At 41.8% G+C, this 12,859-nt stretch carries 7 protein-coding genes, 3 tRNA genes and 2 pseudogenes; 5 read left to right on the forward strand and 7 right to left on the reverse strand.

Annotated features, from left to right (window positions below):
* The first annotated feature begins 291 nt into the window (after window positions 1-291).
* Window positions 292-2,385: an elongation factor G gene (gene fusA, locus ACRWQN_RS04735; RefSeq protein WP_434939946.1), complete on the forward strand. Its 2,094-nt coding sequence runs from the start codon at window positions 292-294 to the stop codon at window positions 2,383-2,385.
* Window positions 2,386-3,026: 641 nt separating this feature from the next.
* Here fusA and ACRWQN_RS04740 read toward each other — a convergent pair.
* From ACRWQN_RS04740 to rsgA, 7 genes and pseudogenes are all read right to left on the reverse strand, one after another.
* On the reverse strand, window positions 3,027-4,208 hold the full coding sequence (locus tag ACRWQN_RS04740; protein ID WP_434939947.1) for a lipocalin-like domain-containing protein: 1,182 nt from the start codon (window positions 4,206-4,208) through the stop codon (window positions 3,027-3,029).
* Window positions 4,208-6,808, reverse strand: coding sequence for an FtsX-like permease family protein (locus tag ACRWQN_RS04745; RefSeq protein ID WP_434939948.1), 2,601 nt, complete (start codon window positions 6,806-6,808; stop codon window positions 4,208-4,210). Before ACRWQN_RS04745 ends, ACRWQN_RS04740 begins: the two co-directional genes overlap by 1 nt.
* A gap of 6 nt (window positions 6,809-6,814) precedes the next feature.
* Window positions 6,815-7,536 (reverse strand): annotated as a pseudogene (locus tag ACRWQN_RS04750) (ABC transporter ATP-binding protein).
* Window positions 7,537-7,670: 134 nt separating this feature from the next.
* Window positions 7,671-8,390 carry a glycerophosphodiester phosphodiesterase gene (locus tag ACRWQN_RS04755; RefSeq protein ID WP_434939949.1) on the reverse strand — a complete coding sequence of 240 codons (720 nt, stop codon included), beginning with the start codon at window positions 8,388-8,390 and terminating at the stop codon, window positions 7,671-7,673.
* Between the two features lie 82 nt (window positions 8,391-8,472).
* Window positions 8,473-9,346, reverse strand: a pseudogene (locus tag ACRWQN_RS04760) (DMT family transporter).
* A gap of 9 nt (window positions 9,347-9,355) precedes the next feature.
* Window positions 9,356-10,222, reverse strand: a complete 867-nt coding sequence (gene asd, locus ACRWQN_RS04765; RefSeq protein ID WP_226411233.1) for an archaetidylserine decarboxylase — start codon at window positions 10,220-10,222, stop codon at window positions 9,356-9,358.
* Window positions 10,223-10,319: 97 nt separating this feature from the next.
* The gene (gene rsgA, locus ACRWQN_RS04770) at window positions 10,320-11,390 is read right to left on the reverse strand and encodes a small ribosomal subunit biogenesis GTPase RsgA (protein ID WP_434939950.1); all 1,071 of its coding nucleotides are present in this window, start codon (window positions 11,388-11,390) and stop codon (window positions 10,320-10,322) included.
* A 113-nt stretch (window positions 11,391-11,503) separates the two neighbouring features.
* Between rsgA and orn the strand changes: the two genes are divergently transcribed.
* The 4 genes from orn to ACRWQN_RS04790 all read left to right on the forward strand — a co-directional run bounded on the left by orn (window position 11,504) and on the right by ACRWQN_RS04790 (window position 12,542).
* Window positions 11,504-12,049 carry an oligoribonuclease gene (gene orn / locus ACRWQN_RS04775; protein ID WP_226411230.1) on the forward strand — a complete coding sequence of 182 codons (546 nt, stop codon included), beginning with the start codon at window positions 11,504-11,506 and terminating at the stop codon, window positions 12,047-12,049.
* A gap of 203 nt (window positions 12,050-12,252) precedes the next feature.
* A tRNA-Gly gene (locus ACRWQN_RS04780) sits at window positions 12,253-12,328 on the forward strand.
* Between the two features lie 31 nt (window positions 12,329-12,359).
* Window positions 12,360-12,435 (forward strand) — tRNA-Gly (locus tag ACRWQN_RS04785).
* 31 nt (window positions 12,436-12,466) lie between these two features.
* A tRNA-Gly gene (locus ACRWQN_RS04790) sits at window positions 12,467-12,542 on the forward strand.
* Window positions 12,543-12,859: the final 317 nt, after the last annotated feature.

Here is a 12,859-nt window from a genome sequence, read left to right on the forward strand (position 1 = left end):
AAAAATATCTTAATTGGCTTTAAGGTAGGTGAATTGCAATATTTTGACCAAATGGTAGTTTTTTTCTTGTTTGGTTAAAAAATATTCAATTATTTTTATTTTGCTGTTTTGTATAGATTAATTGCCTTTTTTGGCATTTTTTTTTGATGAAAAGTCATAAATATTGCAACTCCTATTTGCGCCCAGCATGGTTCCAATTTACAATATGCGCCTAAAATAACCTGATGTGCGGTGTGTCGGTACTTTTCGCATGCTCCGTCTACTTCTTAAACTAATCATTAAAGTTGAATCATGACCGAATTATCCAAATACAGAAACATTGGTATCTTCGCTCACGTTGACGCGGGTAAAACCACGACCACCGAGCGTATCCTTAAGCTAACCGGTAAGATCCACAAAATCGGCGAAGTACATGACGGCGAATCTACAACTGACTTCATGGAACAGGAAGCTGAGCGCGGTATTACCATTCAGTCAGCAGCAGTAAGCTGTTTCTGGAATGATCACCGTTTCAACGTTATTGATACTCCAGGCCACGTTGACTTCACTGTTGAAGTATATCGTTCGCTTAAAGTACTTGACGGCGGTATCGGCGTATTCTGTGGTTCAGGCGGTGTTGAGCCTCAATCAGAAACCAACTGGCGTTATGCTAACGATTCAGAAGTTGCGCGTATCATCTTCGTAAACAAGTTAGACCGTATGGGTGCTGACTTCTTGAATGTTGTTAAGCAAACTAAAGACGTTTTAGCGGCTAATCCATTAGTAATGGTTTTACCAATCGGTATCGAAGACCAATTCACTGGTGTTGTTGACCTACTAACTCGTAAAGCGCACATTTGGGATGATTCTGGTTTACCAGAAAACTTCGAAATTACTGATGTGCCAGCTGACATGGTTGACTTAGTTGAAGAATACCGTGAAATGCTAATCGAAACTGCTCTTGAGCAAGACGATGATTTATTAGAAGCTTATATGGAAGGTGTTCAGCCATCTATAGAAGACGTTAAGCGTTGTATCCGTGCGGGTACTCGTACAATGGCTGTGTTCCCAACATACTGTGGTTCAGCATTCAAAAACAAAGGTATGCAGTTATTACTAGATGCCGTTGTTGATTTCTTACCAGATCCAGTAGAAGTTGATCCACAACCGCTAACTGACGAAGAAGGTAACGAAAATGGCGAATTCGCAATCGTTGACGTTGATGCTCCGTTTAAAGCATTAGCATTCAAGATTATGGATGACCGTTTTGGTGCATTAACATTCGTACGTGTTTATTCTGGTCGTTTGAAGAAGGGTGACACCATCCTTAACTCATTCACTGGCAAATCTGAGCGTGTTGGCCGTATGGTTGAAATGTATGCTAACGAACGTATAGAAATTGATTCAGCGCAAGCTGGTGACATTATTGCGATCGTTGGTATGAAGAACGTGCAAACTGGTCACACTCTATGTGATCCTAAGCACCCTTGTACACTAGAAGCTATGGTATTCCCAGAGCCAGTTATCTCTATCTCTGTAACGCCAAAAGATAAAGGCGGCAGTGAGAAAATGGGTATCGCTATCGGTAAAATGATTGCAGAAGATCCATCTTTCCGTGTTGAAACTGACATAGATTCTGGTGAAACCATCCTTAAAGGTATGGGCGAGCTTCACTTAGACATTAAAGTAGACATCCTTAAGCGTACTTACGGTGTTGAACTAATTGTTGGTGAGCCACAGGTTGCTTACCGTGAAACTATTACAGCAGAAGTTGAAGATAGCTACACGCACAAGAAACAGTCTGGTGGTTCTGGTCAGTTTGGTAAAATTGACTATAAAATCCGTCCAGGTGCTGCAAACACAGGTTTTGTGTTTAAGTCTTCTGTTGTTGGTGGTAACGTTCCAAAAGAATTCTGGCCTGCGGTTCAGAAAGGTTTTGGTAGCATGATGAACACAGGTACTATCGCTGGCTTCCCAGTGTTAGACGTTGAATTTGAATTAACTGATGGTGCATTCCACGCAGTTGACTCTTCAGCTATCGCGTTCGAAATCGCTGCTAAAGGCGCGTTCCGTCAGTCTATCGCTAAAGCTAAGCCACAACTTCTTGAGCCTATCATGAACGTTGACGTGTTCAGCCCAGATGACAACGTGGGTGACGTAATTGGTGACCTTAACCGTCGTCGCGGTATGATCAAAGATCAAAACGCTGGTATGACTGGTGTTCGTATTAAAGCTGAAGTACCGTTATCAGAAATGTTCGGTTATATCGGTTCTTTACGTACTATGACTTCAGGTCGTGGCCAATTCTCTATGGAATTCGCTCACTACTCACAATGTCCTAACAGCGTTTCTGAGAAAGTTGTTGCTCAAGTTAAAGAGCGTAAAGCAGCAGAAGCTAAGAAGTAATTCTTAACTTATCGCTGAAAAAACCGTTGCCTAGGCAGCGGTTTTTTTATGCTTTAAATTTGGCTTGGTATGATGAAAATAAGATAAAAGTGCATCAGAAGAATATTATTATTAATATTTTCTTGGCACTTAAGTTAAAGACTTATGCGAGCTTACATAGCAAGCCATTGACAAGCTAATCTCAATAACCTCTTTCAGTTGGGCTTTATTAGGTTCATACTGTTTGCTCTACTGATTGACATCACAAACTTACATTGATGCCAAAAGCTAGGAACTGTCCTCAAGTTGACTCAAGCTGACTTTAGGTAATGCATTTGTTATTAAAGGAAAAATATTATGAGCAAAGGACAAGACAGTAAAAAAGATGTAAAAAAGCAACCACTGCTAACCGCAAAGGAAAAGAAGGCTGCGAAGAAATCAAAGAAAGATGTATTAGGTAGATAGTCCGCGAGTGTTACCCATTCTACGGGGCAGTCAAAACTACATTGCTTGCGTGTTTTGATTTCACCCTGAAGATTAGCCTCTATGACTTCATCACCAAGATTTAACCCAGATGTTGTCGCATTTGGTTAGGCTTAATTAAATCAACGTACTCATTAAGGAGTGTTTGTGCTGTTGGTCTAACAATATGAGTTTCGGTATTAATACCCGGTTAATTCCATGTAACCCATGCCTGAATGTGTGCCTTCGATTTGTATAGGGCCTTCCCAGTAATTTGTCGACAACAACATTTCACTATTGGGATTAAGTGCTTGGGTGGTGATATGAATGTTTTCGCTGTTAATATCAATTTTCCAGCCCGTGGGGTAGCGCGTATTTTTGCTGGTATGCCAGGTGATAGGTTGCATACTGATGTCATTGGGATGACTTGCACTGGTAATGTTACGGCCACTGCCATCAGCCAGCATAAGTCTAGCGCTGTAAAAACTATCCTGTGGTTGTTCACCTCTTAATCTAAACATCATTAAAGTCTGTTTTTCATCAAGTCGAATAGAAAACCAGTCCCAACCTTGCTGACTATCGGTTAACAGCTGTGAGCTCCACTCTCTGTCTAACCAGGCTTGGCCGCTAACTATGTCAGTTTTACCGTTACGGTTAATTGTGCCTGATACGTTTATATAAGGTTGGCTGTAATAGTGGGAGGCGATTTTACCGTCAGCACTTTTAATGCTCAACCCTTGTTCACCCTGTAATTGCCATGGGCTTTGGCTGTCTAAACTCAATTGGTAACTAAACTGCTCACTTTCAACATTTAAGCTGGCGGGAAATGGGCTGTTGTTATGACTTTGCCAACGCCAATTATCTAAGTAAATTGCAAACGGATTGGCGGATACCTGTGCAAATTGTGGATGACTGCGGGAGAATTTCTCTGCGCTGTAATGCTCACTTTTACTGGTTAGCGCAGCATGGGCCATAAACATTTGATTGGTCGCCCAAGGAGACTGTTTAGGTGATATATTGTTATGTAGATCAGTAGATTGAGCCTTAGGTGGAGTCGGTGGGCTTAATGCGCTGCGAAATTGAGTCCATTGAATACCAATGGCTTCGCCATTTTGAGTGGTTAAGTTGGCCGTAATATACCACCACTCAATCCTGTAACCTTCATGGGGTTGATGATCCTGTGGAAATTCAAGTGTATTGGCGGGACTCACCTGGCTGTATTGCAGTAAGGTTTCATCGGCGGCCAAAAGCTTACCCATCGATATCCCCATAGCGGGTTTACTGGTACCTTCTGATGATTCAGTACTAGGCTGACATCCCAGTAACATAAGCGTAAAAGTGGTTAGCAGCATTTTTGTTAACTTGCTATTTGAGCAACGCATTATAATGTCTCCTGCTGCAAGCTGCTGATCAGCGGTTTACGGGTTTGCCAATATAGCGGCAATGCTACTGAAACTAAGCAGCTTAGCATCGCAATCATCACCACTCTGCCGTAAGCTTGCCAATCCCATATCATGGCAATCGTCCAACCAAAAGCTTGCAAGGTGACTTTATTAATCAATAAGTAGCCTAATATTGCCCCCATTGGCAGGGCGAGTAAGCAGGTTAGTAATACAATTAACATCATTTGTGATGTCACCATGATTCTGAGCTGTTTGCGACTCACCCCCAAAGCATACAAACGCGCTAATGGCGCTAGCCTTGCCTGAGTTAGCATCATGCAAGCACTGAACAATCCAATGGCTGCGACCAGCAATGTTAGACTATTAAGCACTACTGTGATTGAGAAGGTTTTGGTGAACATTTTAATCGCTTCATCTTTGATGCGTTGTTGACTATACATACTGGCCGATGAAAGTCCTTGTTGACTGATCAATGCTTGCTGAAGTAGCTCATTATCGCCTTGGTAATCCACAGCCAAACTTATGGGGTTGGGCGGTAAATGATAGTGTTGCCATAAATCGGGTGAAATGATTAGCTCGCCCATGGGGTTGCCATAATCAAAATAAATGCCGCCAATAGTGAACATCTCGCTATTAGCCTGTGCAACGGGTGTTGATAATAAGGTATTAGTAGTCTTGCTCAGTTTATCAATATTGATTTTATCACCGATATTAAGTTGATATTTTATCGATAATGGCTCGCTGATGAAGACGTTTTTACCCTGCTCAAATTCGCTCCAAAATGACTCATCTAAATTGTCTGGCGATTTAAATACAGTGGTGTTTTTAATCGAGTAAAAATCACGACTGACTAGGTTTATAGGGATTGAGCTATCAGGGTTAGATTGTCCGCGATGCAGTTTAGCTTCGGTCATCCATTGTTTATAAACAGCAGTCACCTTGGGCTCGGCATCCAGAAAAGCATTAACATCCATTAGCGCATTCGGATTAGGCCGGATATATAAATCGGCATGAAGTCGGGCATCTAGCCATTGTTTTAAGGTGACTTCAAAACTGCCGACTAAGGTGTTCATTGAAATATTGGCGCAAAGGGCCAGCAATATAGCCATCATCGCCAATGATAATGGTGCGATAATCTCTTTTGTTTCTGCTACCACATATTGCCATAGACCTTTTGGCATTAAAGGTAATAGTAATCTCACGCCAATGCTGATTGTCATGGGTAACAATAACGGAATGGCAATGGTAACAATACCGAGCAATATCAAACTGTGCTTATATTGAGAGGTAAAATTAAACAGTATCGCGCTACTTGCTAATAATATACAGGCGGTTAACGCCTGTTGTTTAAACAGTTTTTCATAAGGTATTAACTGTGCTTGGCGTTGTGCACCCTGCGCTAAGGACATACGTGACAATTGTAATAACAATGGCCAACATGCTCCAAGCGAGGCAACTAAAGTTAACCCTAATCCTTGTGCAAACCATTGCCATTGCCATAAACCGGGCAGTAATTTTGCGCCATATATTTGTTCTAATGTCATCGCGACCATAGGTTGTAACCACTGGGATAATTGCAGTCCAATGATAAAACCGATAATACTGCCGACAATCACCAAACAGATAATTTCAATAATCAGCGCGATGAGTAAGTTATGACGACCTACACCCATTTGCAGTAACTGAATAAACAGCCTTTGCCGTTTCATTAGGCTGTAGCGCACGCCGTTGTAAGCAATGAATAACCCGACAACAAATGCCAGCATACTCATAGCGTCTAAATTTAAATGAAAGCTTGCTGTGAGTGCACTAAGAGACTCTCCATCATCTTGATTGTCTATGAGTACCTGGCGACTATCAAATCCAGCCTGTTCTAAAGCGGCAATGATTTGAGTTCGCTGCGAGTCGATAACCGATGGTGATTTATCAAGCGGAAAAAAGATGGCGATATAACTTAACTTACCGGGCATATCTAATAATTGTTGCGCAAAAGAAATATCCGCCAACATGCTATTACCCAAACCGAGACTGGCTTCTATTGGAATAATCTCTACTGGAATATCATTTAAAATGAGCTGCCCTTGGGTCAGTGCATTTATTCTTTCGATAAGATTGTCAGATATTACTACGCTAGGATTACCGGCTAATAAGCGCTGTAATGGAATTGCGGGTGTTGTTTGCTTGGCCTTTGATGACTGGTCATCTTGGTGAGGTTGCATTGACACAGCCGCCATAATGTCACTGCCATTGACCTTCCATGATCGCCCTTGTGGATCACTTGCTATGCCTTCAATGACCGCTAGTGCCGGAATGCTAGCTTGGCGTAAGGCAAAGTAAGCGGCTTCATCGATCCCAGTTTGATCTTTATCGGTAAGGTAAAAACTGGCGCGTTGGCTCAATAATTCGGTTGTTTCACCATAGCTTTGTTTAGCATTCTCATTAGTGGCTTTAACGCCTATCAGTAAGGTTACCGCCAGCATAATACCGAGTAAAATAGCGCTGGCTTGAATAGGGGCCTGGCGATAATGGCGGCTGAAAACCACTAGGCAGCGCTTAATAAGGGACAATGAAAGTGTCATAAGCAATTATACCGTGAGGCTTTGAGTTGCATGGGTTTCAACAATATTGCCTTGCTGTAAATGCCAACGGGTTTGCATAAATTGAGCGCATTGTTCGCTGTGGGTCACCATTAATATACAAGTATTAGCTTGCTTTGCCAGTTCAGTTAATAATGACATGACCTGCATGCCAGCTTGTTCATCAAGGTTTCCGGTGGGCTCGTCAGCGAGCAAAAGTTGTGGTTTATGTGCCAATGCCCTAGCTATAGCGACACGTTGTTGTTGACCGCCAGATAAGGTTTCAACCGGTCTGGAGAGTAATTCAGTGAGCCCAAGTTGCTGGCATAATTCATCACACCAAACATTCCAAGATTGGTTATTTAACGCTAATGCAAAACTGATATTGTCTTTGACATTAAGGGGGTGAGTAAATTAAATTGCTGAAATACCACACCTAAACATTGTCTACGGTATAGGCTCCAGTGTGCATCTTGCCAGTCTGTCGTGTTATTAAGATTTTGTGCGCTAAGGATATCCGATGATGATGCTAATGATAAATGACCTGAGTCTAGGGTTTCAAAACCGGCAATAATGTTTAGCAGGGTGCTTTTACCACTGCCACTAGGGCCAGTTAATGCCACTGTTTGCCCTTGGCTTAACGTCAGGCTAACGTCATCAAGTACTTGATGAAATGTGCCGCCGTCTTTAAAACCTTTGTTGATATTTTTAAGTGCAACAATAATGCTCATTTTTATCCCTGTGCTGTAGCGCTTTAGGTGCGATATCAGTCTAAAGCAATACGTCCTTTTTGGTGCTGACGATCAGCGTATCAATTTAGTCTTGATGGCCTTTCTCATTAGCAGTTGTTATTTTATAAGGATCACTATTCAAACCAACCTGCATAATTGCCATTGGGTTCAGCCAGTGCGGCTTTGGCCTTGTCTGGGTAATTACTGAATACTCCGTCAACGCCAATCGTTTTTAAGGCACGAATGTCATCAGGGTTATCCACCGTATAAACATACACTTTAGCGCCACGCTGGTGGGCGTCATCGATTAATGCTTGGCTGATAAAACTCAAATCTATATGCGCAGAGTATGCTTGTAAATCTGTGACGATTTTGGCTAAATCGAGCGGGATCCCACCCAATAGCGGTGCCACGTAAGCCGTGGGTAATGCTTGTTTGATTTGGGCAAGGTAGGGATGATTGAATGAGCTCATTAATAGCTGTTCGGGTTTGAAGCCTAATAGTGAAATAGCCTGAGGGTATAAAGCCAGCAGTGGCGGTACAGTATTATCGCCTTTTAGCTCAATATTGACGATGCAGCGGCCTTGAATCAGTTCAAGCACCTGCCATAAAGTGGGTATAGGTTGGTGTTTAACATTAAGCTTAGCTAATTGATTTAATGTAGATTGGCGGATAAGACCGTGACCGTTAGACTTACCTTCTAAGCGACGATCATGAAACACCACCAATTGCCCTTCAACATTATGGACATCGAGTTCTATCGCTTCTACACCTAAATCCAATGCTGCTTGCATTGCAATCAAAGTGTTTTCGGGATGATAACCACTGGCCCCACGGTGGGCAAATATAAGCATGGTACGTTCTCTGGTTGGTGGTAAGCACAATACAATGGTGTTAATTTGCCCCAATTACAAAGATATGGCTAGTATTGAAAGGTTAAAGTTTGTTTTTCTTATGGCTTTGTTGAGTTTCAAATAATGCCGTTGCCACAATAATAGCCCCGCCGATTAAGGTTTGAGTGCTTAACTGTTCACCCAAAACGATTAATGCCAATATCGCGCCATAAAATGGTTGTAAACAGGATACTAATCCGACCGTTTTAGCACTTAAATACCGCAGCGCAGTAGTGAATAAAGCATGCGGTGCAGCGGTAAATACCACTCCTAACAGAATAACCAATCCTACAGTGTGCTGATTAAGATCTGCCATACTGACATCTTGCCATGGGCTTAAAAACATCACTGCAACTAAAGTTTGATAAAACATCGCATGCGGGCCACTGTAGCCTGTGAAGTAACGTTTATGTAGCAGGTTACGGGCGGTGAATAACGCCGCAGACAACACGCCGACTAAAATGCCTAAGGTAATGTCATTGTCAAGATTAGGTTCGGGGATTAATAAAATGACCCCAATCAATACGGCTAGGCCGGAAACTACATCGACCCATTTAAGTTGGGTACGGTTGATTAAAGGTTCGACTAACACTGTCATCACTGGATAAGTGAAGAAGGCAATCATACCAATGGCAACAGATGATAATTGCATTGCGGCAAAATACGTTACCCAATGACAACTCACGAGAACACCGAGTAAAATGGCAATAAGGTAATCTTTGCTATGACGTAATTTGAGGGTTTGCTTGCTGGCCTTTACCAGTAAAGCTAGAACAAAGGCTGCGACGATACAGCGTAAAAAGGTAATGTTAAGCGCACTTAGCGGAATAAGCTTAGAAAAAAAGCGCCGTACCACCAAACAGTAATACGGCTAGATGTACTTCAACTAACCCAGATCGAGGTTGAGCGGTAGTCACTTTTGAGCGCTATTTAAGGTTAATGTTTGCAAACGCTTGACCTAAACGAGTCACTTCGCCAGGTTCTACGCCATCAGCGAAGGTATCAATGGCATCTTGAGCAAATAACATCACCACAGTACTGCCTAACTTAAAACGGCCCATTTCAGCGCCTTTCTCTAACGTTAACGCTTTAGGGCCTGTGGTTGGATAATCCCAACTAAAGACCTGCTTGCCACCGGGCGGTGTAACTGTGCCAGCCCAAATGGTTTCAATGCTAGCTACAATCGTTGCGCCAACCAATACCATGGCTAATGGGCCTATTTCAGTTTCAAAAATAGCGACCACACGTTCATTGCGGGCAAAAAGCCCTGGCACATTTTGCGCGGTAAGTGGGTTAACTGAAAACAAGTCGCCTGGTACATAAGTCATTTTAGACAAGGTGCCGGTAATCGGCATATGAATACGGTGATAGTCTTTTGGTGCAAGGTAAATAGTGGCAAAATCACCGCCGTCAAAACGGTCGGCATCGGCTTTATCACCACCGAGTAAAGCTTGCGAAGTGTAACTATGCCCCTTGGCCTGGAATATGTTGCCAGATTCAATTGGGCCACATTGGCTAACAGCACCATCAACTGGGTGCGCCATGATGGTTGCGTCTTGGTTTATTGGGCGTAAACCTTGTTTTAATTCACGGGTAAAAAAGGCATTAAAGGTGTTGTAAGCTTCAGGCTCACTTTTAGCTGCTTCTGACATGTCAATTTTGTATTGATTAATGAACCACTTAATAAATACGGTAGTCAGTACCCCAGCTTCTGCTGCTGCAAACTTACCGACTAAGCGTGATAAAAAATGTTTTGGCATGATGTATTGCAAAGCAATTTTTAATGAGTCCAATTTTATTTCCTTACTTTTTTATTAGTTTTGTACGATGAATATGTGTTAGTAAATTAAGTGACTTAAACATGTTTCGCTAAATTAACGTCGACATTCATTATTTCGAAATATCATCAATGGCACGAAAGTGTCGTGCATGTCGCTGTTCATCAAGGCTAGCAATAATACGGTTATAGTTATAAAACCTGTCTTGGGTAATTTTGCCTTCTTTTAAAGCCGTTTGTAGTGCACATCCCGGGTCATCCCCATGTTTGCAGTCTCTAAACTTACAAGTGCCTAAAAACTCTCTAAATTCAATAAAACACCATCCCACTCGTTGAGCATCTAAATGCCACAGAGCAAACTCACGCACACCTGGAGAGTCGATTAAATCGCCGCCACTGGCAAAGTGTAATAGTTTTGCGGTTGTAGTAGTGTGTTGACCTAAACCAGAATTACCCGACACATCGCCGATAAGTAAGTCAGCTTCAGGCATTAATGCATTAATGACCGATGATTTACCGACGCCAGATTGTCCTGCAAACACACTGACTTTATCTTTAAGTAAGTCTTTAAGATCAGCAATACCCTCACCGGTATGGCTACTCAGTTGGTAAACTTGATAACCAATGTCGCGATAGCTGGCTAAGGCTTGTTCAATTTCAGGGCGGTTTTCATCGTTCAATAAATCGATTTTGTTTAACACAATAACCGGTGCAATGTCAGTGTCTTCACAGGCCACCAGATAGCGATCAATAATTTGGGTGGTGAAACTAGGTAATACCGATGACACAATAAGAATTTGATCAATATTGGCCGCAATAATTTTCACGCCATCATATAAATCAGGGCGTGTAAGAGATGATTTTCGCGGATGAACAGCCTCAACAATACCGCCAATGTTGGCGTTTGATTGCACTTCAGTGGCTAAACGTACAATAACCTTGTCACCTGTAACTAAACTGGTGACCGCGCGGCGAATATTGCAGCGGGTGATAATGCCGTCTTGGGTTTCAATATCAGCATGTTGACCAAAACGAGATATCACCACACCAGCTTGTTCTGGTGTTAATAAATGATCTTGAATATCAGCACTGTCGCTGGCTGAATCGGTGCGATTTAATCGTTTTGATTGATTTGCACGCATGCGCCTTAATTGGCCTTGGCTTAGGGGTTTCTTTTTACTCACAGAGAGATCTTCATCAATTAAAGGTATTTTTTTGTGTCTTAAAAGGATTATGATACACGCAATGAAATAAAAATGCCTGAAATTAGGGCAATAGATAGAATAAGGCGAACGATATGGCTGCAGATGCGAAAAATTTGATTTGGGTTGATCTTGAAATGACAGGGCTTGAGCCTGAAGTCGATAGAATTATTGAAATTGCTACGTTAGTGACGGATCAAGATTTAAATATCATTGCCCAAGGACCTGTTTTAGCCATATATCAAACCGATGAAGTGCTAGCGGGAATGGATGATTGGAATCAAAAACATCATGGTGAGTCAGGTCTAATTGATCGGGTTAAAGCCAGTAAACACAGTGAGCAAGATGCTATTGATCAAACGATTGAGTTTTTATCTCACTATGTACCTAAGGGCGCATCGCCTATGTGCGGTAATAGTATTGGCCAAGATCGCCGTTTTTTGAACAAGTATATGTTAGAGCTTGAAGACTATTTCCATTACCGCAATGTCGATGTCAGCACCATTAAAGAATTAGTCCGTCGTTGGAGCCCTGAAACTATGAATGGCTTTACAAAAAAGAATACCCATCAAGCACTAGAAGACATCAAAGAATCTATTGCTGAATTGCAGTATTATCGTGGTCAGGTATTTAAAATTTAACCAAACGATTCAGTTTTTGCAAAAAGAGTGCAAAAAGGGGTTGCAGCATATTAAATATTACCTATAATGCGGCCTCAACTTTCTACGGAGTTACATACTCTGAATTATTGAAAGTAGGAATTTGAAATTAAGCGACATTAGCTCAGTTGGTTCAGGTAGAAAGACGATACCTTGCTGATTGTTACAAATGAAGCAAATAGTAAGCGACATTAGCTCAGTTGGTAGAGCGATACCTTGCCAAGGTATAGGTCATCAGTTCGAACCTGATATGTCGCTCCAAAATCTGAATTTACAAAATGATTTTTGATATGCGACATTAGCTCAGTTGGTAGAGCGATACCTTGCCAAGGTATAGGTCATCAGTTCGAACCTGATATGTCGCTCCAAAATCTAAATTTACAAAATGATTTTTGATATGCGACATTAGCTCAGTTGGTAGAGCGATACCTTGCCAAGGTATAGGTCATCAGTTCGAACCTGATATGTCGCTCCAAAATCACCTACCTCCTTATAAACCTTCCCCTTTTACATCATCAAAATAGCAATAAAAATTAGCTCAGTTGCGATTTTAAAAATTGCGATACCTTTTTGTTTGCCAAGGTATAGCTCATCAGTTCGAACCACTCCTTATGAAGAGAGGGTCGCTCCAAAATCACATACCTCCTTAAAAACTTTCCCACTTTATATCATCAAAATAGCAATAAAAATTATCTCAGTTACGATTTTAAAAACTGCGATACCTTTTTGTTTGCCCAGGTATAGGTCATCAGTTCGAACCACTCCTTATGAAGAGAGGGTCGCTCCAAAATC

The organism is Shewanella sp. HL-SH8, assembly GCF_051165765.1.
Taxonomy (GTDB): domain Bacteria; phylum Pseudomonadota; class Gammaproteobacteria; order Enterobacterales; family Shewanellaceae; genus Shewanella; species Shewanella glacialimarina.